Annotated in this window: 28 protein-coding genes; 19 read left to right on the top strand and 9 right to left on the bottom strand. The window is 38.8% G+C overall.

Going from position 1 to position 24,248, the window contains the following annotated elements; all coding sequences use genetic code 11:
• The first annotated feature begins 14 nt into the window (after positions 1 to 14).
• Positions 15 to 413: a PaaI family thioesterase gene (locus ACNHOZ_RS19060; protein ID WP_048021331.1), complete on the top strand. Its 399-nt coding sequence runs from the start codon at positions 15 to 17 to the stop codon at positions 411 to 413.
• A gap of 4 nt (positions 414 to 417) precedes the next feature.
• Here ACNHOZ_RS19060 and ACNHOZ_RS19055 read toward each other — a convergent pair whose 3' ends face one another.
• Positions 418 to 1,044 carry an NUDIX hydrolase gene (locus ACNHOZ_RS19055; protein ID WP_048021329.1) on the bottom strand — a complete coding sequence of 209 codons (627 nt, stop codon included), beginning with the start codon at positions 1,042 to 1,044 and terminating at the stop codon, positions 418 to 420.
• 139 nt (positions 1,045 to 1,183) lie between these two features.
• Here ACNHOZ_RS19055 and ACNHOZ_RS19050 point away from each other — a divergent pair, with 139 nt between their 5' ends.
• Together ACNHOZ_RS19050 and ACNHOZ_RS19045 are read left to right on the top strand one after the other, a co-directional pair.
• On the top strand, positions 1,184 to 1,873 hold the full coding sequence (locus ACNHOZ_RS19050) for a DUF421 domain-containing protein (protein WP_228123063.1): 690 nt from the start codon (positions 1,184 to 1,186) through the stop codon (positions 1,871 to 1,873).
• Between the two features lie 119 nt (positions 1,874 to 1,992).
• Positions 1,993 to 2,172 carry a hypothetical protein gene (locus ACNHOZ_RS19045; RefSeq protein ID WP_080968667.1) on the top strand — a complete coding sequence of 60 codons (180 nt, stop codon included), beginning with the start codon at positions 1,993 to 1,995 and terminating at the stop codon, positions 2,170 to 2,172.
• 23 nt (positions 2,173 to 2,195) lie between these two features.
• Here ACNHOZ_RS19045 and ACNHOZ_RS19040 read toward each other — a convergent pair whose 3' ends face one another.
• Complete coding sequence (locus ACNHOZ_RS19040; protein ID WP_048021325.1) at positions 2,196 to 3,713, bottom strand: peptide chain release factor 2; 1,518 nt, start codon at positions 3,711 to 3,713, stop codon at positions 2,196 to 2,198.
• Between the two features lie 256 nt (positions 3,714 to 3,969).
• On the opposite strand from ACNHOZ_RS19040, the gene ACNHOZ_RS19035 reads away from it, so the two are divergent.
• The 4 genes from ACNHOZ_RS19035 (at position 3,970) to ACNHOZ_RS19020 (ending at position 9,196) form a co-directional block, all read left to right on the top strand.
• Positions 3,970 to 4,881: an AEC family transporter gene (locus ACNHOZ_RS19035; protein ID WP_014460496.1), complete on the top strand. Its 912-nt coding sequence runs from the start codon at positions 3,970 to 3,972 to the stop codon at positions 4,879 to 4,881.
• Between the two features lie 125 nt (positions 4,882 to 5,006).
• Positions 5,007 to 6,506, top strand: a complete 1,500-nt coding sequence (gene zwf / locus ACNHOZ_RS19030; RefSeq protein ID WP_048021323.1) for a glucose-6-phosphate dehydrogenase — start codon at positions 5,007 to 5,009, stop codon at positions 6,504 to 6,506.
• A 149-nt stretch (positions 6,507 to 6,655) separates the two neighbouring features.
• Positions 6,656 to 7,711: a tartrate dehydrogenase gene (locus tag ACNHOZ_RS19025; protein WP_048021321.1), complete on the top strand. Its 1,056-nt coding sequence runs from the start codon at positions 6,656 to 6,658 to the stop codon at positions 7,709 to 7,711.
• Between the two features lie 273 nt (positions 7,712 to 7,984).
• A complete protein-coding gene (locus ACNHOZ_RS19020) occupies positions 7,985 to 9,196 on the top strand; it encodes an MFS transporter (RefSeq protein WP_048021319.1) in 1,212 nt (403 codons plus the stop codon).
• A gap of 118 nt (positions 9,197 to 9,314) precedes the next feature.
• Here the strand turns inward: ACNHOZ_RS19020 and ACNHOZ_RS19015 are convergent, their stop codons facing one another.
• Entirely contained in the window at positions 9,315 to 9,638 is a 324-nt protein-coding gene (locus ACNHOZ_RS19015) for a winged helix-turn-helix transcriptional regulator (RefSeq protein WP_014460492.1), read from the bottom strand.
• A 362-nt stretch (positions 9,639 to 10,000) separates the two neighbouring features.
• Here ACNHOZ_RS19015 and ACNHOZ_RS19010 point away from each other — a divergent pair, with 362 nt between their 5' ends.
• The 3 genes from ACNHOZ_RS19010 to ACNHOZ_RS19000 all read left to right on the top strand — a co-directional run bounded on the left by ACNHOZ_RS19010 (position 10,001) and on the right by ACNHOZ_RS19000 (position 12,957).
• The gene (locus tag ACNHOZ_RS19010) at positions 10,001 to 10,744 is read left to right on the top strand and encodes a GTP cyclohydrolase II (RefSeq protein ID WP_033578753.1); all 744 of its coding nucleotides are present in this window, start codon (positions 10,001 to 10,003) and stop codon (positions 10,742 to 10,744) included.
• Positions 10,741 to 11,832, top strand: a complete 1,092-nt coding sequence (ribD, locus tag ACNHOZ_RS19005) for a bifunctional diaminohydroxyphosphoribosylaminopyrimidine deaminase/5-amino-6-(5-phosphoribosylamino)uracil reductase RibD (RefSeq protein ID WP_048021317.1) — start codon at positions 10,741 to 10,743, stop codon at positions 11,830 to 11,832. Before ACNHOZ_RS19010 ends, ribD begins: the two co-directional genes overlap by 4 nt.
• 249 nt (positions 11,833 to 12,081) lie before the next feature.
• The gene (locus ACNHOZ_RS19000; RefSeq protein WP_014460489.1) at positions 12,082 to 12,957 is read left to right on the top strand and encodes a helix-turn-helix domain-containing protein; all 876 of its coding nucleotides are present in this window, start codon (positions 12,082 to 12,084) and stop codon (positions 12,955 to 12,957) included.
• 303 nt (positions 12,958 to 13,260) lie between these two features.
• Here ACNHOZ_RS19000 and ACNHOZ_RS18995 read toward each other — a convergent pair whose 3' ends face one another.
• Both ACNHOZ_RS18995 and ACNHOZ_RS18990 read right to left on the bottom strand, forming a co-directional pair.
• The gene (locus ACNHOZ_RS18995; RefSeq protein WP_013056671.1) at positions 13,261 to 13,407 is read right to left on the bottom strand and encodes a hypothetical protein; all 147 of its coding nucleotides are present in this window, start codon (positions 13,405 to 13,407) and stop codon (positions 13,261 to 13,263) included.
• 12 nt (positions 13,408 to 13,419) lie between these two features.
• Positions 13,420 to 13,644 carry a DUF3892 domain-containing protein gene (locus ACNHOZ_RS18990; protein WP_013056672.1) on the bottom strand — a complete coding sequence of 75 codons (225 nt, stop codon included), beginning with the start codon at positions 13,642 to 13,644 and terminating at the stop codon, positions 13,420 to 13,422.
• A 104-nt stretch (positions 13,645 to 13,748) separates the two neighbouring features.
• Between ACNHOZ_RS18990 and ACNHOZ_RS18985 the strand changes: the two genes are divergently transcribed.
• The 4 genes from ACNHOZ_RS18985 to ACNHOZ_RS18970 all read left to right on the top strand — a co-directional run bounded on the left by ACNHOZ_RS18985 (position 13,749) and on the right by ACNHOZ_RS18970 (position 16,048).
• Positions 13,749 to 14,429: a class I SAM-dependent methyltransferase gene (locus tag ACNHOZ_RS18985; protein WP_028413664.1), complete on the top strand. Its 681-nt coding sequence runs from the start codon at positions 13,749 to 13,751 to the stop codon at positions 14,427 to 14,429.
• Positions 14,430 to 14,494: 65 nt separating this feature from the next.
• A complete protein-coding gene (locus ACNHOZ_RS18980; RefSeq protein ID WP_013056674.1) occupies positions 14,495 to 14,623 on the top strand; it encodes a YuzL family protein in 129 nt (42 codons plus the stop codon).
• A gap of 366 nt (positions 14,624 to 14,989) precedes the next feature.
• Positions 14,990 to 15,268, top strand: coding sequence for a CD3324 family protein (locus ACNHOZ_RS18975; RefSeq protein WP_285852074.1), 279 nt, complete (start codon positions 14,990 to 14,992; stop codon positions 15,266 to 15,268).
• Between the two features lie 135 nt (positions 15,269 to 15,403).
• Positions 15,404 to 16,048 carry a FusB/FusC family EF-G-binding protein gene (locus tag ACNHOZ_RS18970; protein WP_048021315.1) on the top strand — a complete coding sequence of 215 codons (645 nt, stop codon included), beginning with the start codon at positions 15,404 to 15,406 and terminating at the stop codon, positions 16,046 to 16,048.
• 75 nt (positions 16,049 to 16,123) lie between these two features.
• Here ACNHOZ_RS18970 and ACNHOZ_RS18965 read toward each other — a convergent pair whose 3' ends face one another.
• The gene (locus ACNHOZ_RS18965) at positions 16,124 to 16,966 is read right to left on the bottom strand and encodes a sulfurtransferase (RefSeq protein WP_048021313.1); all 843 of its coding nucleotides are present in this window, start codon (positions 16,964 to 16,966) and stop codon (positions 16,124 to 16,126) included.
• A gap of 245 nt (positions 16,967 to 17,211) precedes the next feature.
• On the opposite strand from ACNHOZ_RS18965, the gene ACNHOZ_RS18960 reads away from it, so the two are divergent.
• Complete coding sequence (locus tag ACNHOZ_RS18960) at positions 17,212 to 17,961, top strand: Cof-type HAD-IIB family hydrolase (RefSeq protein ID WP_048021311.1); 750 nt, start codon at positions 17,212 to 17,214, stop codon at positions 17,959 to 17,961.
• 135 nt (positions 17,962 to 18,096) lie between these two features.
• Positions 18,097 to 18,792, top strand: a complete 696-nt coding sequence (locus ACNHOZ_RS18955; RefSeq protein WP_048021309.1) for a peptidoglycan-binding protein — start codon at positions 18,097 to 18,099, stop codon at positions 18,790 to 18,792.
• 123 nt (positions 18,793 to 18,915) lie between these two features.
• On the opposite strand, the gene ACNHOZ_RS18950 is transcribed toward ACNHOZ_RS18955, so the two are convergent.
• Positions 18,916 to 19,080, bottom strand: coding sequence for a hypothetical protein (locus ACNHOZ_RS18950; protein WP_013056680.1), 165 nt, complete (start codon positions 19,078 to 19,080; stop codon positions 18,916 to 18,918).
• A gap of 464 nt (positions 19,081 to 19,544) precedes the next feature.
• Positions 19,545 to 20,276: a polysaccharide deacetylase family protein gene (locus ACNHOZ_RS18945; protein ID WP_048021307.1), complete on the bottom strand. Its 732-nt coding sequence runs from the start codon at positions 20,274 to 20,276 to the stop codon at positions 19,545 to 19,547.
• A 160-nt stretch (positions 20,277 to 20,436) separates the two neighbouring features.
• Here ACNHOZ_RS18945 and ACNHOZ_RS18940 point away from each other — a divergent pair, with 160 nt between their 5' ends.
• The gene (locus ACNHOZ_RS18940) at positions 20,437 to 20,847 is read left to right on the top strand and encodes a hypothetical protein (RefSeq protein WP_048021305.1); all 411 of its coding nucleotides are present in this window, start codon (positions 20,437 to 20,439) and stop codon (positions 20,845 to 20,847) included.
• Positions 20,848 to 20,931: 84 nt separating this feature from the next.
• Entirely contained in the window at positions 20,932 to 21,120 is a 189-nt protein-coding gene (locus tag ACNHOZ_RS18935) for a hypothetical protein (protein WP_014460480.1), read from the top strand.
• Between the two features lie 172 nt (positions 21,121 to 21,292).
• On the opposite strand, the gene metA is transcribed toward ACNHOZ_RS18935, so the two are convergent.
• Positions 21,293 to 22,204, bottom strand: coding sequence for a homoserine O-acetyltransferase MetA (metA, locus tag ACNHOZ_RS18930; protein WP_025752026.1), 912 nt, complete (start codon positions 22,202 to 22,204; stop codon positions 21,293 to 21,295).
• A 351-nt stretch (positions 22,205 to 22,555) separates the two neighbouring features.
• Here metA and ACNHOZ_RS18925 point away from each other — a divergent pair, with 351 nt between their 5' ends.
• Positions 22,556 to 24,244 carry a formate--tetrahydrofolate ligase gene (locus ACNHOZ_RS18925; RefSeq protein WP_447697275.1) on the top strand — a complete coding sequence of 563 codons (1,689 nt, stop codon included), beginning with the start codon at positions 22,556 to 22,558 and terminating at the stop codon, positions 24,242 to 24,244.
• Positions 24,245 to 24,248 lie beyond the last annotated feature (4 nt).

The following is a 24,248-nucleotide window of genomic DNA, read 5'->3' as shown; positions in this document are numbered from 1 at the left end:
AAAGGATGAGATTAATGAAACGAACGAGTAAAGGGATGATTCCGTTTTGGGATTATATTGGCATTGAAGAAACGCTGCTTGAAAAAGGATATGCAGAGTTGAAAATTACGATTCAACCACAGCTTCTGCAAGGAAGAGGAACGGTTCATGGAGGCGTTATTGCCACGCTTATCGACGCGGCTGTTGGTTCGGCTGTGCGTTCTTCTCTTTCTGAGGAGGAAAGTGCCAGTACAGTTGAGTTAAAAGTAAATTACACAAGGCCGGGTATAGGTGATTATTTAGTTGCAAAGTCTACATTGTCTCACCGCGGCAAAACGCTTGCTGTTGGAGAAGTGAAAATTGAAGACAGCAGCGGCAAGCTTGTTGCGCTTGGCAGTGCAACATATATGATTTTTTCAGCAAAAAAAGCTTAGGATTCTAAGCTTTTTCTGCTGAATTCAGCTGCTGACTAATACATGCAATAATTGTTTTATAGTAAGCTTTGGGATGGGGAGCAAATTCACTTTTATGTGCTGTACGGTGAATTGGCTCTTTTTCATTTGTTATCCCTTCAATGATCAGTTCTGTTTGATTTCCAAGCCACAGTTCGCAAAAGTGAGAAAACGGAGCTTTTACAAGTCCTGATACTTCTTCTTGCTGCAACGTAAACGCACTAAGAGGGTGAGAGCTGTAGTATAAAAATACATGCGCAAATTCTTTATCAACATAGTGCGGCTGAGATACTTCGTATTTAAAGACATCTAAAGGAAGCAATTCATCAAATGAAATGTTGACGCCGAGCTCTTCGTGAATTTCTCTTACACCGTCCTTAGCGGTTTCTGTATGAAGCAAATGTCCGGCAGCTGTGATATCGAGTGCACCGGGGTAATCTTGCTTTTGCTCGCTGCGAATTTGGAAATAAATATAGTCTATATCATTTTCGCGGCTGACAAACCAGCAGTGAAACGCTTCGTGCCAATAGCCTTTTTCGTGAACTTCTTTGCGAGACGCGGTTCCTATGCGCTCCTGTTGGTTGTTAAATATGGTTAACACTTCATCGTTCATCGTAAGTCCCCCAATTTTTTTCCTACTTCTTTCTACTCTAACCTGCCGTGAAAGGTATGTAAATAATGGAAGATGAAAATCTGCTTTGATACATACAAATATGCACAAAATAAAGGACACATCAATTTTAGTAAAGAAGGTGCATGCGTTGAATCATTGGATGGAAGTAGTACTTCGTTCAGTGCTGATTTTACTTGGCTTGTTTTTTATTACAAAGCTGTTAGGAAAAAAACAGTTATCTAAACTTTCTTTTTTTGAATATATCGTTGGCATTACGATTGGTGATATTGCGGGAACCATTTCAATGGACGTAGATTTACAGGCAAGTCATGGGGTAGTCGCGATTTTAGTGTGGGCATCGTTTCTTATTTTTGTCTCAAACGTATCGTTAAAAAGTATAAGCTTTCGAAAAGCGGTGGAAGGGACGACGACGATCCTCATTAAAGAAGGAAAAATCCTTGAGGAAAATGTAAAAAAAGAAAAATATACCGTAGATGAGCTCATGGAACAGCTTCGCAAAAAAGACATCTTTTATGTGGAAGACGTCGCTTTTGCCATGCTCGAAACAAACGGCGAATTAAGCGTGCTGTTAAAAAAAGAAAAGCAGAACGTTACGCGTGAAGATTTAGTACTGAAAGAAGAACATACAAGATTACCTCAAACGATTATCATGGATGGAAATATAATGAAAGAAGCGGTTCATGAGCTGGGGTATAGCGTAGCGTGGGTTAAAGAACAGCTCAAAGAGAAAGGTGCTGCAGTCGACAAAGTATTTTTAGGGCAAGCAGACTCAGCGGGTCATCTCTATCTTGATTATTATGAAGACTGAGGCTAGGACAAACGTATTTTAGCCCAAGTGAAAAACGAACCACTAATCAACATGTTGAATAGTGGTTCGTTTTTTTGTGATGGTACATATCGTTTTATCTGTTTCGTTCCCTCTAGCAGTTGATTGGAGGGCAAGGTAAAGACTCCTGCGGAAAAAGCGGATCAGGTGAGACCCCGCAGGAGCGCAAGCGACGAGGAGGCTCAGCGGCCGCCCGCAGAAAGCGAAGTCTTGCACGGAAATCAACTTCGGTGTCACAAGCAGTCCAGCTCATGTATCTCATTTGTTCGCCTTTAGGCTGAATTCATTTCGTTATGTCTCAGCCTCAGCGGGGATCTACTTCTCGTCCAGATTTTATGTCGATGACTTTAAGGCTGTCTTTTGGTGCTTTAATATCTTTACTTGCAGGCGCTGCTTTTTTATTTTCTACCCAGTCTACTAACAAATCAAAAGATTGATGAGCATATGGGAGCAGGGGCTGAAGCTCTTGATTTGGATCCGTTTGTTTATTCCACACTAAGCTATCAACGTGATTTCCGTTTTTCACAGTATAAAGGCGATGAAGATTTGCCTTGCCAGCTTTTTTAACGAGTTTTTCATAGCCTTCGGCGTGAATAGACGGGAAGATAAGTGAATCGAGAGAGCCAGTCATACTGATAAGAGGCACATCGATATCGCCCGTATTTTCTACTTTTGCTACATTTTCTTTTACGCTTTTTGGACGGGTTTGATAGCGATAGTTTTCAAAGATGTAGTCCCATGAACGGTCGCGCAGGCCTGATGAAGTAAAGTTTAAATAGTTGTGCCAGTTTGTTCTTCCTGGAGCTGTCGGATCAAAGTGGTCACGGTAAATGTTTAAAGTGACCGCCCAGTACACTTGATCATGATAACTCCACAGTTTTTCTGATCCTTTCGGAAGGCCGGCTTTATACATTTGTTTAATAGCTTTTTTCTGCTCTTTTCCGGTTCCGTACAGCGCTTCTTCCGCGTTGTTTACAACCGGTGTTAGTGAGCTGATTAAATTTGGCGCTTTTGCACTCCACAATACGCCTTCCCAATCGACGCCTCCATCAAATAAACGAGGCTCTTTGGTTTGTTTTGGATCGTCGTGTTCAAGTGCGTATCTGACAACGTATCCGCCGTTTGAAATGCCAATTGCATACGTGGGTACTTTATGATCGTTGCGAATCAAATCGCTTGCAGGGTTTTTTCGATTAGCCGGATTGATTAGTTTGTCCGAGTAATGAGTAGTCAAGTATTGCTGAGCTGCTTTTGTCATTTGACGATAGCGCATATTCCATTCTGCTACGCTGTCGTCATCGTTAGCAAGCGCATTTTTTACTTTAGCAAAAGGATCGTTAGGGTCACTTTCTCCTTGCGTTCCTTTATCAATCGCGGCAAACGCATAGCCTTTTTTAAGAACGTAATCGCTGAATAATAAATCGGTGGACGTTTCGTTGCGCGTAGCAGGAATGCCGGCTACCACAAGTTTTCCATTCCAGTTATCAGGAACACGGATGACGAACTGAGCGTCTTCAAAAATTCCATTTACTTGCGTTCCTTTAACCGCAGCGGGCTGATTGATTCGATACCAGCCTGATTCATCTTCAGCTTTTCCCCAGTTATAAGGAGTAAGCCCGATGTTTCCATAGAGCGTAGCCAGCTGATATTGAGCGGGGTTTTTAGTCGTCAGCCAATTCCCGTTCGCTCCGTCAAAATAGGTTTCTGCTGACTGATCAGCATTTGGAATGACATCTGTTTTGTTAGCAGCTTCAGCAAGAGATCCTGAAGCGGAAAAACAAAGAGCAGCAGAAAAAGTAAGCGCTATCATTTTTCGTTTCACGTTTCTTCCTCCTCATGAAAATACTCACACCTTTTAAGTAAATTCCATAAAAAAGAAAAATATCCTGTTTTAAAATCAATTTAGAAGAAAGTTTTTGCGTTTGTTTCTAAGCTGTTTTTGTCTGACAAATAGGTAAACTGCATCCAATTCTCTAGTTTCTTTTTAGGCTGCTTATATTATAATGAAACAAGGATTAAAAAAGACAGGGTAAAACAATCGATTAAATAAGTATAAAAGAAGGTAAGGGAGTAGGTCTATGAGTAGCTTTAACAGTCAGTTTTTGTATTCCATTACAATTATTCTATTAGGATACATACTAAAACGAACAAACCTCCTTCAGCAAAAAGACGGGGAAGCTTTAGCAAGAATTATTTTTAATATTACAATGCCTTGCTTGATTATTGTTACATTCAGCAGTATTAAAATTGATGGATCGCTTATTTTACTATTAGTTATTGGGATTGTCTATGGCTTGCTGTTAGCTGCAGTCGGAATTTTTGTTTTTCGAAAAGATGAGCGAAAGGTGAAAGGCATGCTGACGATGATGATTCCAGGGTTTAATATTGGAATGTTTGCTTATCCGTTAGTAGAAGGCATTTGGGGAAAAGAAGGGCTTAAATACTTTGGTATGTTTGATGTCGGAAATGCTTTTGTTATTTTTGTTTTATGCTATGTAATTGGCAGCTACTACTCAGGGGATGATATTGACATTGAATTTAAAAAGATTTTATACAAAGTATTAAAATCGATGCCGCTTCTGACCTATGTAATCATTTGTCTTCTTGCGATTATAGGCATTCATTTACCATCATATGTATTAGACGTCTCAGGTATTATCTCTAAAGCGAATATGCCGCTTTCTCTTTTGCTTTTAGGCGTATATTTAAATTTTTCGTTCCAAAAAAGCTACTTAAAAAAAATTATCATGTTTTTAAGCATTCGCTACGTGATCGGACTTGGCGTAGGAATTGCGCTGTTTTTCTTGCTTCCATTTGAAGATATGTTCCGGTATACAATTTTAGTTTGTTTCATTCTACCCGTAGCGGGATCCGTTTTACCTTACGCAGTAGAATTCAAATACGATCAGAAATTTGTCGGGACCGTTTCAAATATGACCATTCTGCTTAGCTTTTTGCTGCTGTGGGGAATGACAAATATTTTAATGTGAATAACAAAGGACGCTCGCACTTGTGAGCGTCCTTTTTGATGAAAAAAGGATATTCCCAAATAAACAGAGGTAAGCTAGGAGAAGAGAAAATCCATCATACATACAACCTGACGGGAGGAAAAAAAGTGGAGTCCTTAACTTTTGTTTTATTTGGCGCAACGGGTGATTTAGCAAAAAGAAAAATCTTTCCTGCTCTTTATAATTTATTTACAGACAAAAAGCTCCCTGATGCTATTTCTATTATTGGATCAGGATACGAGAAGCTATCTCATGAGGATTTTAAAGAACGTGTAAAGCAATCTATAAACGATTTTTCAAGAAGGAAAATGGAAAGTAACGAGGAAGATTTTTTGTCGCTGTTTCATTACCAAGCAGTAGACGCAAGCAAAACAGAAGATTACAAACAGCTGCTAAAGCTTGTGAATGAGCAAGAAACAACTCATAGAAGTAAAGGAAATCGTTTGTTTTATTTGTCCGTAGCACCAGAATACTTTGATGTAATTGCGCTGCATATAAAAAAAAGCGGCTTAGACCAAACGAGCGGCTGGAAGCGTCTTATGATTGAAAAGCCATTTGGACATGATCTTGCTTCTGCAAGAAAGCTTAATGAAAAGCTAAGCAGTACGTTTAAAGAAGAAGAAATTTATCGAATTGATCATTATTTAGGTAAACCGATGGTGCAAAATTTAGAAGCGCTTGAATTTACGAACCCTGTACTGCAATCATTGTGGAATAACAAACACATTGCGAATGTCCAAATTACAGCAAGTGAAACAGTCGGTGTTGAAAATCGTGCAGGGTATTATGATCATACGGGAGCCATACGCGACATGATTCAAAATCATATGCTGCAGGTTCTCATGATGACAGCCATGCATCTTCCAAAACGAATTTGCTCAGAAAACATTTTAGAAGAAAAGCAAAAAGTAATGGAGTTACTGAGGAAAATTCCAGCACAAGAAGTAGCTCGCGATGTTGTACGAGGACAATACGGAAGCGGAGAAATTGATCACAAATCTGTTAAAGGATACAAAGAAGAGCCCGGCGTAGAAGCAAACTCTAAAAATGACACGTTTGTAGCCGCTCGCTTATGGATTGATAATCCATTTTGGAAAGGTGTTCCTTTTTATATTCGAACGGGTAAACGAATGAAAGAAAAATCAACTCGTATCGTCATTGAATTTAAAGATTCGTTAAAAGGTCTGTATGAAACTCCTTATGATAAAGTAGCGCCAAACTTATTTATTATTGAAATTAGCCCAAGCGAAAACGTCGCTTTGCAGCTTAATAGCAAAAATCCATTAAAAAATGGTGTGATTGAGCCGGTTCGTATTACGTTTTCAAGAGAAGAAGAAAGTGTGCCGGAGGCATATGAACGAATTATTTACGACGCATTAATCGGCGACTCCACATTTTTTGCCCATTGGAAAGAAGTAGAGCTATCTTGGCAGTGGGTACAGCCAGTATTAGATGCATTTGAAGCTGATATGCTGCCGCTTTATGAATATCCATCTGGTTCACAAGGCCCTGAAGAAGCACAAAAATTAGTTGCACAGGAAGGCTTTAAATGGTGGCTCGATGACGATGAACATGGGGAAGCACCTGGAGTGTTTTTGCCGATTTGAAAAAGACATCTCTTTGAGGGATGTCTTTTTTACGGTTTGTATATTCTGAATTTTCTTGAGATGATTATTTTCCCTGCGTATAATCAAAAGAGTATAATCCATGAGGTATTGTGTATAGATCTATATAAAAAGACGCAGGGGGACTTTTGATGAAAACGTTAAAAATAGCGAATATACCAGGAGATGGAGTAGGGAAAGAAGTTGTTCCAGAGGCAGTTAGAGTTCTTCATATGATTGCAGAGCTTCACGGGGGATTAAAATTTGAATTTACAGAATTTCCTTGGAGCTGTGATTATTATTTGAAGTACGGACAAATGATGCCGGAAGATGGGCTACAGCAGCTTCAAGACTTTGACGGAATTTTTTTAGGAGCCGTAGGAAATTTAAATCTTGTGCCAGACCACGTGTCGTTATGGGGTCTGCTTATTAAGATTCGTCGAGAATTTCAGCAGGTAATTAATATTCGTCCGGCCAAGAGGCTAAAAGGCATCGCATCTCCACTAACGAACCCAAAAGACTTTGATTTAATTGTTGTTCGTGAAAATAGCGAAGGGGAATACAGTGAAGTAGGAGGCCGGATATATCAAGGAGAAGATCAAATTTCGATTCAAAATGCGGTTTTTTCTCGAAAAGGAACAGAACGAGCGATGCGCTATGCCTTTGAATTAGCTTCTAAAAGAAAAGCCAAAGTTACAAGCGCCACGAAGTCAAACGGAATTGTTCATTCCATGCCGTTTTGGGACGAAGTGTTTCAAGATGTTGCAAAGAGTTATCCTCATATTGAAACAGATTCCCAGCACATCGATGCGCTGGCGGCTTTCTTCGTAACAAATCCAAGTCGTTTTGATGTCATTGTGGCAAGCAATTTATTTGGAGATATTTTAACAGATATAGGAGCTGCTATTATGGGGAGTATTGGCGTTGCTCCTGCTGCAAATATTAATGTGAACGGAAAATATCCTTCGATGTTTGAACCGGTGCACGGGTCTGCTCCTGATATTGTCGGAAAAGGAATTGCAAATCCAATCGGACAGATTTGGACGGCTAAAATGATGTTGGATCATTTTGGTGAACAAGAAGTAGGCAGTCATTTGTTAGAGGTTATTGAGCAAGTGACGGAATCGGGTATCATTACACCAGATGTTGGAGGCAGCGCAACTACTAGTGAAGTAACGGATCAAATTATTTCTCATTTAAAAAAGTGACGCTTCTAAAAGAGGCTGGGATAAAAGTAATGTAGTTGAAGGGAAATCCGAACGATTAATCGTTCGGATTTTTTCATTGTGATGTTGAATGTAGGTTTCATTTATTGATTTGTTTCTATAGAAAAATGAAATCGATAAATACATGTTGACACTTACATATATGAACCCTATAATAGTTTGAGTTGAGATAATTCGTATACATATTATTTATGGACTATGCTTTAGTTTGTTTTAATAAATAGGTACGAATGAAAAGATAAAAGGAGGAAAATCATGCAGAAATCGAAATTATGGACAAAAGATTTTTTAGCGGTCTCACTGACTAGCTTTTTTGTTTTTGTCATTTTTTATATGTTAACTGTCACATTGCCGCTGTTTGCAACGGATGAACTTCATGCAAGTAAGCAAAGCTTAGGGTTAATTGTGACAATTTTTTTAGTCTCCGGCATTGTGTTCAGACCGCTAGCCGGTAAGTGGATGACAACATTAGGACAAAAGAAAGTCCTATTAATAGGTGTCTTCATCTTTTTAATTGGTTCTATTTTATATATGAATATTCACTCATTATCAGCGCTGCTGCTGCTGCGTGTGCTTCATGGTATTGGTTTTGGAATGAGCACAACTGCTACAGGAGCAATTGTTGCAAATGTAATCCCTGAACAGAGAAAAGGAGAAGGGATGGGATACTATGCGACGTTCATGAATTTAGCGATGGTAGTGGGTCCGTTTGTAGGCTTAACGTTAACAAATACTTTGGGTCATGCAGCGGTCTTTACCGTTGCGATTGTATCTTCTGTTTTAGCAGCATTATGCAGTTTAGTACTTCGTGTACCTGAGGTGGAGCCAGCTTCTTCTGCAACAAATAAAATACAGCCAGCTAAAGGTCTTGCGGCGTTTTTTGAATACCGTTCGCTGCCTATTTCTGTTGCTGGCCTTGTGGTAGCTTTTTCATATGCAAGTGTTATTTCGTTTGTGTCTATGTATGCAAAAGAAATGGGCTTTACGCAAGCTTCAAGCTTTTTCTTTGTTGTATACGCGGTGTGCTTATTAGCTTCTAGACCTTTTACTGGAAAATGGTTTGATCAATACGGAGAAAACAGCGTGGTATATCCGTCCATTTTATCTCTAGCTATCGGTATCTTTTTGCTTAGCCAAGCGACAACAAGCTGGGTGTTTTTATTAGCTGGAGCATTGATTGGATTAGGATTTGGAACGATTACATCAAGTTTTCAATCCATTGCTGTAAAAAAAGCTTCTCCTCATCGCCGAGGTGTCGCCACCGCTACGTTTTTTGTGTTTTTTGACTCTGGAATGGGTTTAGGGTCCTTTTTATTAGGCATTTTATCTACAGCAGCCGGATATAAAGGAATGTATGTATTCTGTTCCATTGTTGCTCTTTTAGCTATAGCAGTATACCTTGTATTGCACGGCCGAAAAAGCCAGAAACAGCGTATTATTTCTCAAAATGAATCATTAGGAAAATAACATAAATAAAAAAAGGCGTGCTCAAGGGGAGCATGCCTTTTTTATTTATGGAGCTCTAAAGAAAACGGCTGTGAGCACATCGATATTGAAGCCTTCCTGATTTCTTTAGAGATTTCTTTTATTCCACTTCTTCTTTTGTAATCCACTCACTGGACCATGTCTGAATTTCCTGAATTACCGGCGCCAGTGCTAATCCTTTGTCGGATAGCGAATACTCGATTCGAACAGGAGTTTCCGGAATAACCGTACGAATGACGATTCCTTCATGCTCTAATTCTTTTAAGCGCTCGGATAAGAGCCTTCCGCTTACTGGAAGTGCTTCTTGCATTTGAGAAAACCGCTGTGAGCCGGAAAGCAGCTGAAAAATGATCAAACTCGTCCAACGTTTCGTTAGTATAGTAACAGCCTTTTCAAAACGCGGGCAGAGTGCTAAACCGTCCATGTTATTACCTCCATTCTCTTCCTATATTATAAAACAAAGTCAGCATTTTATCTAGTGTTGTGTAATTTAATTACTTAAAGAACATAAATTACTTTACGTTTTTATGTTTTAATTATATAATTTATATAATTAAAGAAGTTAATTACTAAAAGTAACAAAGAGAACATAAAAGCTTTACAAGATAAATGTATCGTCATATAATACTTTAAGCAAGTAAAGTTACTTACTTTTAGTAAGCTAATACATCAATTAAAAAAGATAAATGTAGTGAAGTGCTAGAAGAAATATTTGTTCATGTGAGAGATTGAGCACAATGTGAAAAGAGTAGATAAGTGAAAGACACATAAGAGGAGGAAATGACTGTGATTAACGAAAAAGTTGTTTCAATTTTAAAAGATAAAATTAATGTAGTAAAAAATGATGATCATTTTATTTATATAGTAGGACCTATCACGCTTCCGGTGAATCTAGATGGAGAGACACAAGTATTTAGTTGGTATTCATGGTTGCGTTCTGATAATGTAAAAGAAGGATCTTTAAGTACGGAAGAGCTTATTGAAAAAATGCAAGGAGCTAATTTAGCTGACATGCAGCAATCGAGTGTTCTTGTGTACGGAGATTTTCAAGAATCGCATGAGGCACTCATTCGTATGCACAGTATCTGCCATACGGGAGACATATTCGGAAGCAAACGCTGCGACTGTGGTTTTCAATTAAAACAATCGATGAAAATGATTGTCGAAAATGGAAGCGGAGCGCTATTTTATTTAGCAAATCATGAAGGACGCGGCATTGGCCTATTCAGCAAAGCAATGGCATACGTTCTTCAAGAAAACGGATTTGATACGGTAGAGGCGAATGAAGGGTTAGGATTTGAAGATGATACTCGCAGTTATAGCGAGGCCATCAGTGTGTTAAAAGTACTGCGTCAAAAACCTGTTACGCTGATTACGAATAATCCGAAAAAGCTAATCGCACTTGAGAAAAACGGCGCACTTTTATCAGGGCGCGTTCCACTTTGGGGAGATGTATCTCAGTTTAATGAAAAGTATCTAGACACCAAAGTTAAACGTTCAGGACACTTAAAAGAGGAGGTTCTTCTTTGATCAATCACGAATTTTATATGAATATAGCTTTACAAAACGCAAAAGCAACAAAAGGACAAACAGATCCAAATCCGCTTGTAGGATCTGTCATTGTAAACGATAATCGAATCGTTGGAATCGGTACGCATTTAAAAGCGGGAGAGCCTCACGCTGAAATTCATGCGCTGCGAATGGCTGGCGAACAAGCACAAGGAGCGACTGCTTATGTAACGCTAGAGCCTTGTTCACACCACGGACGTACAGGTCCTTGTGCTGAAGCGCTGGTTGCAGCCGGTGTAAAAAAAGTGGTCATAGCAACTTTAGACCCCAACCCTTTAGTAGCAGGTAATGGAGTTGAAATTTTAGAAAAAGCAGGCATTGAGGTCATAACAGGTGTATGTGAAGAAGAGTCACGTCAAATGAACGAAGTCTTCAATAAGTATATTGTAACGAAGAAGCCGTTTGTTTCGTTAAAGTCAGCGATTACGTTAGACGGTAAAATAGCTACTGCTTTTTCTCACAGCAAGTGGATTACGTCTGAGGCAGCTCGTTTGGATGTACATCAGCTTCGTCATGAAACGGCGGGTATCTTAGTAGGGGTGAACACGGTCATTAAGGACAACCCCGAGCTGACAACTCGCATCGAAGGCGGCCGAAGCCCGATTCGTATTGTGATGGATTCGAAGTTGCGTATGCCCCTTGATTCCAAGCTAGCAACGGATTCTTTAGCCCCAACATGGGTATTTACAAGTCAGGGCTATTCAAAAGAAAAAAAAGAACAGCTTGAGAAACAAGGCGTCGAAGTATTTGTCACAAGCGGTGAGGACAAAGTAAATCTTGAAGATATGCTTTCTATACTAGGTGAGAAATTTGTGTCGTCTCTTTTAATTGAAGGAGGCGGCGAAGTGAATGCCGCATTTCTAGAAAATCGTTTAATTGATAAATTGGTGCTGTATATGGCTCCAAAGCTTTCAGGAGGAAAAGAAGCTCCTACTTTTCTAGAAGGAAAAGGCGTAGAAAAGATGTGGGATGCAGTGGACGTGGAGCGTCTTTCTGTTATTTCAATCGGTAAAGACTTTAAATTTGTTGGATATCCTGTTTATAAATGAAAAATGTAAATGAGGCTGGAACAAAAATATGTTAGTTGAAGGAAAATCCGAACGATTTATCGTTCGGATTTTTTAGAGAAGAAAAATAATACACTATTTTACTCTTATAGATTAATTTGCTATTATAGGGAATGGTCAATTTCGAAACATTGCATAAATTTTTAACGTGTTTACAGTTGACTATCTAAATAAAAGCACTATATGTTTATAGAGAGAATATATTATGTGAAAGTAAGGGTGAGAAAAGAGATGAGAGAGTATAGAATTGGGAGTGTTATGAGAGACCTTCGCAAAATGGCAGGGTTGACACAACAAGAATTATCAAGAGACATTTGTACACAAGCGCAAATCAGCAAAATTGAAAATGGTGAAGAATATCCATCAAGCATTACCCTCTATAAAATTTCTAAGCGCCTTGGCGTAGATGTTAACTACTTTTTTGATAGTGTAGAATCACCTCGACTTGATTACGTAGATGCGGTTCAATCGTTAATTCGTCAATATATTCGTCAGAGAGATTATGATGCTATTCATAATATCATTGTAAAAGAAAAAGAAAGTCCCCTGTTTCAAAATCCGCTGAACAAGCAATTTTTAATGTGGCACGAGGGTATTTGCGTGTATTACATTCATCATAATAAAGAAGATGCGCTGTCTAAAATGTACCAAGCGATCGAGCTTACTAAGCAATCGGCAACGTTTTATAAAGAAAGAGAAATTGAAATTTTAAATAGCATTGGGATTATTCTTTATGAAGAGAAAGAGTATGAACAGGCTCTAGATACATATCAAACAGCACTCAAAAGCTTAAATGAGCTGCCCCAAACAAAAGACGAAAATATAAAAATTAGAATTTTAAATGCACTTGCCAAAACGCTTGGAGATATGAGTAACTATGATGAATCATTGATATATAGCAACCGAGGAATCGATTTGTGCATTAGTAATGAATCAATGTATTTATTTGGAGAACTTCATTACCAAGCAGGAGAGAGCTTAATCAAATTAGGTAAAATTGAACAAGGTAAAGAATATATGGAAAAGTCTATGACCATTTTCACCTTGCAGCGAAACGAGCGATTCGTCAAGCTAGTAGAAAAAGAACTTGAAGCTCTATTTGTTTAAAATATTCCTATCATTATAATTTTTGAGAAATTTCTATCAAAATGGAGGAAATCCATGGTTTTAAGGTGATAAATGCTGATAGAAAGGAATTCATCTACTTTTATCCTGTGATACACTAGAGTCAAATCAAAGAAAGAGGAGGAAATAATTATGAAAAAAGTATTAGTCGGTATGGCATTAGCGTTTACATTAGTAGCAGGTGTTGCTTCAGTTGGAACAAGCGTAGCAACAGGAGATTTTTCAACATTAGGTCTTCCAAGCCAACATTAATAAAAAAAGCCGTGCTAAAAAGCACGGCTTTTTTTATTGTGTTTTACTAGACTGATCTTTGTTGCGTTTGTTTCCCTTTGAATTATCCCCGCTTGAAATTTCTTCACCCATTTCAACAAGGTGGTGCTGCGTTTTTGGATTACTTTGATTAGCGCTTCCTTTGTTATTCTTTTTTGTCATATCCATTCTCCTTTAAAACGATGGCAATGCATCGAGATTATTTGTTTTGTCATGGTCAGGAATGCTGCGAATATACGTACCGCCGTCTTTCCCTACAAAGGTACTCACATGCTCAACGTCCCCAGCTTCTACTTTCTTTAACGCTTCTTCATAGGTTAAAACGTCTCCTGAAGCCGTTTGGAATTCTAAGAGGTCACCGTCTGCATTTTTACGTACTGCAACGAAACGTTCTTTCATACAAATAAACACCTTCCTTTACATCTATATGGTTGCTGAAATAGTCGTTTTTATTCATTATAAAAAGTGATAAGGTAAAGAAAAGAGTGCAAAGGGGATAAAAAATGACAACATTTAATTGGCATGATCAAGCTCAAGACGAGTGGAACCAAAAAGTATCATTTTGGAATAGTCGAAGTGAAGAAATGTGGAAAAACGGAAGTCGGAAAACAGTGATTCCATTTGTTCAAAAACATCTTAAATCAGGTGGTATAGTGGCAGACGTGGGCTGCGGTGATGGGTTTGGGACATCTCTTCTAGCTGCTTCTGGATACAAAACAATCGGTCTTGATTTATCGGAAGAAATGATTCAAAAAGCATCGCAGCTGCATAAAAGTGAAAATTTGTCGTTCGCTCAAGCTGATATTATGAAGCTCCCGCTGTCTTCTGAATCAGTAGAAGGGGTTATGGTAATCAATGCGTTAGAATGGACTGAGCATCCTCGATTAGCTTTGAAGGAATTGTACCGAGTTGTAAAACCAGGAGGATATGCATGCGTAGGTATTCTTGGGCCAACTGCTCAGCCTCGTACCAACAGTTATCAAAGACTATATGGGGAAGACGTTATTTGCAATACGATGATGCCGTGGGAGTTTGAACAGCTTGCAAAAGAAAATGGATGGGAAGTAATCGATGGCGAAGGTGTATATAAGCGAAATGTTACTGATAAGCTGATTGGACAGCTCCCAAATGAATTAAAGCAAGCCTTAACGTTTCTATGGCTATTTATGCTCAAGAAACAATAAAAACAGCACGCGTCTCCTTATATGTAGCTGTACAAAGGGTACACTACAAACTGGAGGTGAGTGACATGAGTAAAATTAAAAAAGACCGCTCAAAATCAGAGCTAGGTTCACCAAATGTAGAAGGACAAGGGACGACCACTTCTGAACAAGGTGTTCAAAGCAGTTCAGCTAACAAAAAGCAGAAGCGTTCATAACAAAAATAAAACGAACTTGCAGGGAGAACAACGAGCTCACTGCAAGTTCGTTTTATTTACGGTGTCATCTTTATAAGTAAGAAAGTATTGTCTGCAAGATTGCAGATAGCTTATAATAAAATCTGAGCCAATAATTGTAATTTTCTACAAGCTTGGTTTCCATTCGATGTAAAGCGGAGGTGTAATAAATGGTGAATAAAAGATATTTACCGGATACTGCAGCGTCTCATGCAAAGCCTGATATTAGAGAGGCGATACTTTGCATGGGGTGGACGGTTTAGTAATAGACATCGCCTAACCGAGCATATCTCATTTCTAATATATACGGCTTTGCCCCTTATTGTATAAGCAAAATCACATAAGGAGCTGGCAGAAATGACGTATGTAAAAGCAACAAATATTTTACCTGAAGAGCTGATTAGTGAAATTCAAAAATATATTCAAGGAGAAACCATTTATATTCCGAAGCCGCAGAAGGCAAGGAAGAAATGGGGCACTTGCTCTGGTGGAAGAAAGTTGATTGATGAGCGAAACGAACAGATTAAGACGTTGTTCAAAAAAGGAGCTTCAATCGAGGAGCTAGCCCGTGAATACTTCTTATCAACCGAAACCATCAAAAAAATTGTATATAAAAAGCAACGGTAAAAATCAAGCGCGGGCGACTGAATGCCCGCGCTTTTTTAGGTATAGTTTATTTCTGATTTATTTTTTACATTTCGTAAAAGGAATCCATACGGTAAAGTAAAAAGTAGCTGATTACCTGAAGAAGGAGTGAAGAACGTGGAAGCGTTTATAAGAAATGATCAATATAACTTTATCAAAAGCCAAACGCAAATTCTTATCAATGGGTATGGAACAGTGAACAATTCCGATGTGCTGCAGGCTTTAAAAGCTCTTGCAAAAGAAAAAGTATTAAACGCGTTTGGAGTTCTTACTGAGGAACAGGAAGAGTTATTGCTACCGGTTGCTGAAGTTAAAAATAAAGAACAAGCAGAGGTGTTTTTAGAAACGATAAAGCCTTACGTGATTTCATTTAAATCGTTTACAGAAGCTGGCGTGAAAAAATTGTTTCCGAAAGTGAAAAAGTTAAAGATTCCTTCAGTTGATACCATTGATCTAGGGAGCATTTCATATGTTAGCTGGGTCGATAAAGGCTCAAACAAAAAGTTTATCGTAGCGCAGGATCTCTATACTCAGAAGCTAAAAGGTATTCAAGGAACATTTAAGCCTATCAACCAGAAGGGAATATGCACACTTTGCCACAGCTACGAGGAAGTCGGTATGTTCACTGCTGAAATCAAAGGAACTGTTCAAGGAACATTTACCCAACGAGGAAATTATATTTGTCAAGATAGCGAAGCGTGTAATCAAAACTTGCTTACCTTAGATCGGCTTCATGATTTTATGTTGAGGCTCAGTAAATAGCATGCGGCTAATAAGAAAAATATAAAAAAAGAAGGTTCAGTCTCTATACTTTTGGTGAGACTGAGCCTTCTTTATCTATCTGTTTTTCTCGATTGGATTGTCACGATAGCTAATCCAATCGCTCCAGCTGCCGGCATATAATTTTACATTTGGAAAACCGGCTGATTTTAAAGCCAAAACGTTAGGGCAAGCAGATACACCCGATCCGCAGTATACAATGATTTCAGCGTGAGAATCAATAGCTGAAAACATCTCCTTCCACTCTTTATCTGTTTTCCATAAACCTTCTGAAGTTAACACATCTTGCCAAAAAGAATGAATGGCGCCTGGAATATGTCCTGCTACAAAATCAATGGGTTCTTCTAAGCCGAGATATCTCTTTTTTTCACGAGAGTCGACAAGAACAACATTAGGATTATGAAGATTCTCTTTTATGTATTCAACTCCTGCAACTCCCCAATCTTGTTGAACGAAAGGTACAAAAGTTTGAGGAGAAGATGCTGGAACGCTCTTAGTTGTTTCATATCCCGATTGTTTCCAGTTATTAAAACCTCCATTTAAAATTTGTACGTATTCAATTCCTATATATCGCAGTAGCCACCATGCTCTTGAAGCCATCATTCCGTTTTGTTCATCATAAACGACGACTCTGGAATCAGCATTAATTCCTAAGTTGCCGAGCTTCTGAGCGAGCTTTTGAACATCGGGCAGCGGGTGTCTGCCTCCGTGAGAAGTAGCCACAGAGGACAAATCTTTTTCTAAATCCAAATAATGAGCATCCGGGAGGTGCTCATTTTGATAAGCATCTGCTCCTGCCTCAGGCTTTCCAAGGGTAAATCGGCAGTCAAGCAACACAATGCAGTGTTGGGGTTGCTGTAATGCAGTATGTAAGTCAGCCGGTGAAATAATAGTGTTCATAACATTCACATCCTTTTACCAAAATTCTAGTTGAAATAAATAAAAATGAAAAGCTTTAAATATAAATTACGGCAAAGGTATGCTGCTTTCCTTCAATTATTCCCCAGAGAATAATTGACCATTTTAGCGCTTATCTGATGCAGAGTGAAATGTTCCTGTGCTACAGTTATAGTAAGAGTTACATAGTATAAGTTAAATACTCAGCGTAATGTCATACTTACTATTGATGAGAAGGAGAGAGAAAGATGCAAACAAATGAAAAGAAAGAATTTAAACTGATTGCACTAGATATGGATGGAACCCTGCTGAACAATCAGCAAGAAGTTTCTGAAGAAAATCGTGCGGCCATTGCTAAAGCTCAAGAACAAGGTGTTCATGTGGTATTAAGCACGGGGCGATCTCTTTTAACATGCCGTGAATACGCGCAGTCTCTTCAGCTGTCTTCTTACCTTATTACAGTAAACGGAAGTGAAATTTGGGATGAATCTGGACAGCTTGTAGAACGAAAGTTAATTGATGCTTCACACATTGAGAAAATGTGGAATTTAACGCAAGAGCATAAGCTTAACTTCTGGGCTGTGACGACGGATAAAGTATGGAGAGATGAATTTCCAGAAGATATTGCTTCACAGGAATGGCTGAAGTTTGGCTACGATATTCCAGATGATGCTTTACGAGAAGAAGTGCTGAAACAAATAGCAGGCATTTCAGATTTTGAAATCAGCAACTCTAGTTTAACGAATCTAGAAATTAATGCACTTGGTATTAACAAAGCAAAAGGGATCATGACTGTATGTGAACGTTTGGGCATTTCAATGGATGAAGTCATTGCAATGGGAGACAGCTTAAATGATATGGCTATGATTGAAGCGGCAGGTTGTGGAATCGCCATGGGAAATGCTCAGGAAGCTGTAAAAGAAGCAGCGGACTGGGTGACAGATACAAATGTCAATAACGGAGTAGCGAAGGCTATCAGCCACTGGGTACTGAAATAACAGCAGCTCTACACAGCAGGCGGCACTGTTGCACCACTTAACTACTTTCCGCATAAACTGATACTGGATGCCTCCCTTAGAGTTCGTCTTATACGTATATATAAGGAGAAGCCATCTAGTTAAGGAGTGGGGAGTATGAGCGATTTATCATTAGACAAGCTGTTAAAAAAAGCAGAAAATAAGCTGCAGAATGTACATGAAATAGTGCAAGAAAAAGCGTACGAACTCATTAGGCAAGCATATAAAGAAAGTATATTTATTGTGATCACTGAAGGATTTAGATCGATAGAGCAGCAGCATAAACTATATTCACAAGGCCGAACAACACCAGGAAGTATCGTGACTAATGCCAAAGGCGGCTATTCTTATCATAATTATGGACTAGCTATTGATATTGCGCTGCTTGATAACAACGGAGAAGTTGACTGGACCATTGATCGAAGATGGAACAAAGCGGGAGAGGTAGGAAAAAGGATCGGGTTGGAATGGGGAGGAGATTGGAAAAGCTTAAAAGATTATCCTCATTTTCAATATACATTCGGTTTATCTTTGTCGGAGCTTCGAAGTGGAAAAAAACCTGAGAAACAGACGGAAAAGGTTTCAAGAGTGCTAATTGAATACGGAGATCGAGGAAATCAAGTACAGTTAATTCAACGTATGCTTATTCACTTAGGCTATTCTCTTTTTGGAGGAGCAGACGGTATATTCGGGTCTTCCACTCTCAAAGCGGTAAAAGCTTTTCAACAAGCACTTTATCTGCAGGTAGATGGAATAGTTGGACCGAAGACACTCGAAAAACTCTATAGCAATTTTAATAAAACTATGTTCTAAATAACCATAAAAATATGAGAACGAGAAAAGGAAGAAAAGAGATGGATGGAAATCGTCTCTTTTCTTCCTTTTCTGTAGTTATGGTAGAAAAACTGAAATTTATAAAGAAATAAAAAGGATTTTCTAAGCGTAAGAAACGTTCACGTGATCTAACTGGATAACATTGCTCAACAACACGATATCTTTATATATTTCACTTTTTACAGAGGCGTTTGAACAGTTTTGATAGTCTTTCAACAAGCGGCCAAGTTCTTTAATAAATAACAACGTCTCTTGTTCATTAATCATAGTCAAAACTCCTTGTTTAGAAATGAATCCAGGTCATTATATAGGAATTCTATCATATCTATACGCACCTGTTGACAGAAAAAGTTCGTCAATTTTTTTGTGAGAAGAAGAAATTTAGGGATATGTGGAATGCGTTCGACTCTCTCATTTTATACATATGCAGCTTGTCTAAAAATATGAGAGTAGTTATAGTAATATTTACTCCTAATTATGCAACTTAAAACCTATTTTAGAGGTTATCCTTAAATTCCCTTTATTGTAGAGTGATGGAACAAAAAAAGAATGCCTCATTTTGTATCTTTAGTATGATAACGTTTTGAAGAAATAGGGCATATCTTTGAGTTTTAAGATGGATTTGAATTAGATCTTTTGACACGCACTTTTTGTAGGAGAGGCATATTTACTTTCTATTAAGGTAAATCGTAAAGCTCCAACGAGTTTCTATATCAGAAACTCGTTGGAGCTTAATTTTTTGGATAAGGGATGTGCAATAGTTCTGGGACGGTCACAAAATGATATCCTTCTTGTTTAAGTCTAGGAATGATGGTATCCAGCGACTTTGGGGTGTTGGAAAGGTCCATGGTCCAATGGCCGCCGTCGTGCATCAAAACAATTGTTCCAGCGTGCATGTTCTTAAATACATTCTTGGTGATTTCTGCTTCTGGGATTTGCTTCCAGTCTAATGAATCAGAAGACCAGTTAATCGCATAGACATTTTCATTTGGCAGCTCGCTGATCATTTCTTGCGTTAAATTTCCATAGGGAGGACGAAACAGCTGTGTTTCAAACCCGGTAATATTTTTAATAATAGCCTGAGTTTTGGCAATTTCCCAGTGAAACTTTTCAGTCGATTCTTTTAGTAAGTTGGGGTGCCAATAGGTATGAATCCCAACAGCATGACCTTCAGCTACCATTCTCTTCACCAGCTCAGGATGTTCATGAGCTTTTGCCCCAATAAGAAAAAAGGTTGCTTTAATACCATGCTTTTTCAATTGATCTAATACATGTGGAGTAAAGCGCGGATCCGGTCCATCATCAAATGTTAGGGCGGTTTGCTTTAGGTGGTTATTACCTTGATAAAGCAAACGGTCACGCACAGCTACACTTTTTACTTGTTCTGCTTTACATAGTGCAGGAAGGGCTCCATTAAATAAGAAGCACAGTGTGAACAGCAGTATACTAATTCTCCGTATCATGTACATGCACGCTCCTTTCTAGGGCAAAGTATAACGTTATGATACCCGATTAAAAACTTTGTATGAAGCTGAATTTCCCTTTTGTGTCAAAACGTATGATATGCATGAAACAGCGCACTATAATAAACAGTTACTATTAGGTGAAGAAAGGAAAAAGCAGATGAAAAAAATAATGATTGCCGTAGCATTGATTTTTTCGCTAAGTTTATCTCCCTTAGCTGAATATATTTCCTATCAAGACGACTATAACGTAAGTGCAAGGTCGTATCGTTCGGGGAAGCGGTCGTTTAATAGACAGCCAAGCGTTAGACAAAATGAGCCGAGATCTAATTTTTCAAATCGCAGAAATGGAACTGTAAATCGAGGCGTTACCCGTTCAAAACGAGGAGGATTCGCTCGTGGACTGCTGTACGGCGGTCTGGCAGGGATGTTATTTGGCGGTTTGCTTGGTCATATGGGTGCACTGGGCGGGATTTTTGGGTTATTAATTAACATTTTGGCTATTGTACTTGTAATTAATTTAATTCTGCGTTTATTCCGCCCTTCTCGTCGCGACAATAATTGGAGATAGACCGTAATTGCTGTCATAAACTAGTAAGAAAGCTCCATATAAATAAGAAAACGCTTTCTATAGTTAATCGAAAGGATGAAACGTATGTCAGCAAACAGACAGCGCAGCAAATACCTGGCGTTTTGCACAGAATGCGGTCTCCCAAATAGGTTAACATTGTTTCTTTTAAGGCAATACGTTGCGACAGACGAATATAGCGGATTTTATTGTGGGAATTGCGGAATACGAAACGAATTTCCAGATTCGGTCATTGAATATATTAAAGAGCTGTAAAACACAATCTCTTAGAAGATTGTGTTTTATTTATTTGATAAAACTATGTTCTAAATAATAATCGAAAAGAAAGCTAGCTGCTTACAAAAGAGAAATATAATCAATGCAAAAACGACAAATCCATATAAGGACTTGTCATTTTTTATGTTTGATATACGGCCACTCGGTTCTTTCATTCCCACAGATATGGAGTCTCTTGGTAAACATAATAGTTTAGCCAATTCATAAACAGCAGGTTGGCATGAGAACGCCATGTTTTTAAAGGGTTTTTGTCAGGATCATTGTTTGGGAAATAGTGTTCCGGAAGCTTTGGTTCTAGTCCTCTTTCTGTATCTCGAAGAAATTCTTCTTGCAGTGTTTGAACGTCGTACTCTGGGTGGCCTGTCACGAAAACAAACTTTTCGTCTTTAGACATCGCCATATAAACACCAGCTTCTTCAGAGTAGGAAAGAAGCTCAAGGTCAGGATGATTTTTCACTTCATTCATGTCTACATCAGTGTGACGGGAATGAGGAGAATAAAAGACATCATCAAATCCTCGCAGGAGCTTAATCGGTTCTTCACTCGATACAACATGTGTAAATACACCCGTGCATTTATCAGAAAGAGGTCGCTTGTCAATGCCAAAGTGATGATAAAGTCCGGCTTGGGCTCCCCAACAGATATGAAGGGTAGAAGTCACATTTGTTTTACACCAATCCATAATTTCTTGAAGTTCTTTCCAGTAGTTTACTTCTTCAAATGGTATATGTTCTACAGGTGCTCCTGTAATAATCATTCCGTCATATTTTCGTTCTTTAATTTGTTCAAACGTTTTATAAAACTGATCTAGGTGATTTTTACTCGTTGTTTTTGCTTTATGGCTTGCCGTGTAAAGAAGTGTAATATGCACTTGCAGCGGTGAGTTCCCGAGTAAACGTAATAATTGCGTTTCAGCTTTTTCTTTTTCCGGCATTAAGTTTAGGATAACAATATTAAGCGGGCGAATTTCTTGGTTAACCGCGCGCACGTCGTCCATGATGAAAATTCTCTCTTTTTCTAAAATTTCTTTTGCCGGAAGATCACGTGGAATATTAATAGGCAATAAAATTCCTCCTATTCGATTTCGAAGTAATGACGCGTATAAATGTTCTTTCTCACGTGAAGATGAGGTTCAACATTTATGTACAATATACTATTATAGGAATATACAGAATATTAAGCAATTGAATTTTGAAAAAAAAGAGCATTAATATGCGTAATGGTTAAAATGAAATGGTACAATAAGGTTAAATTGGAGCGTTGCTATGCTTTTTTAGCATGACTGAAACTCAGTAAAATTTATAGAGTAGTCGTTCCTGTATTTATTAAACTTCATATCTCCCCCAGAAAACGGATTTTATCCTTTTTTGATGAAGTGTTTAAAAAGAATTCTCAGCAGAAAAGGGGTTTTTATATGACAACTAAGAAGCAAATAAAAAGTGATTTGCAAATTGCACAAGAGGCAACGATTAAACCGATTAAAGAGATTGCCGAGCAGCTCGATATTTCAGAGGCCGAGCTAGAGCCGTACGGACATTATAAAGCCAAGCTTTCTTTGTCCGTTATGGAACGTTTACACACAAAACAAGATGGAAAAGTGATTTTAGTTACAGCTATTAATCCAACTCCAGCAGGAGAAGGGAAGTCGACAGTGACGGTTGGCTTAGCTCAGGCATTACATAGATTAGGTAAAAAAGCGATTGTCGCCATGCGTGAACCTTCTCTTGGTCCGGTAATGGGAATTAAAGGAGGTGCCGCTGGAGGTGGCTATGCTCAAGTGCTACCAATGGAGGATATTAATTTACACTTTACTGGAGACCTGCATGCCATCACAACAACTAACAACGCGCTGGCAGCCATTTTAGATAACCATATACATCAAGGTAATGAACTGCGTATTGATACACGTAAAATTACGTGGAAACGAGTGGTGGATTTAAACGACCGTGCGCTGCGTCAGGTTGTCGTTGGATTAGGTGGTCCGATGCAAGGTGTTCCTCGAGAAGATGGATTTGATATTACCGTTGCATCAGAAATTATGGCTATTTTCTGCTTAGCGTCAGATTTACAAGACTTAAAGCGTCGCTTAGCGTCTATTGTGGTAGCTTATAACATAGACAATGAGCCTGTAACGGTTGCAGACTTAGGTGCACAAGGAGCGCTTACCCTTCTTTTAAAAGATGCGATTAAACCAAACCTTGTACAGACGTTGGAACATACTCCAGCCCTCATTCACGGAGGTCCTTTTGCTAACATTGCCCACGGCTGCAATAGCGTCATTGCAACAAAAATGGCTGCAAAACTAGGCGACTATGTAGTAACAGAAGCGGGATTTGGGGCAGATTTAGGCGCAGAAAAATTCCTGAACATTAAAGCTCGTGTGGCAGATATTAAACCAGAAACGGTAGTAATCGTTGCCACAATTCGCGCTCTGAAAATGCATGGGGGTGTTCCTAAAGAGCGTTTAAATGAAGAAAACATTGAGGCTTTAGAAGCGGGAATTGAAAATCTTGAAAAACATATTGAAACGATTCAGGCATTCGGCGTTCCTTATGTGGTAGCCGTGAACCGTTTTGTAACAGATTCAAAAGGTGAAGTAGAAGCGCTTATGAATTGGTGCGCTTCAAAGAATGTTCCAGTTGCTTTAACAGAAGTATGGGAAAAAGGTGGAGAAGGCGGCGTCATGCTTGCTGAAAAAATTCTTGAAGTCATGAACGAGACAGAAAGTCAGTTTTCTCCTCTTTATGATGTGTCAGCTTCGATTCCAGAAAAAGTAGAAGCTATTGCTAAAACCGTATACGGAGCACAAGGCGTAGATTTTGCTCCAAAAGCGTTAAAGCAAATACAGCAATTTGAAGCAAACGGATGGGATCACCTGCCGATCTGTATGGCCAAAACGCAGTATTCATTAAGTGACGATCAGACGAAGCTTGGACGACCAACAGATTTTAAGATTACGGTAAGGGAATTCCGTCCTTCACTCGGAGCTGGGTTTCTCGTTGCGCTAACAGGTTCAATTATGACAATGCCTGGACTTCCAAAAAAACCTGCTGCGCTCAATATGGATATTGACGAGAATGGACACGCACTAGGTATTTTTTAAGAGA

The sequence above is a fragment of the Priestia sp. D51 genome, assembly GCF_053345675.1.
This window is presented reverse-complemented; position numbering and strand designations above follow the sequence as displayed.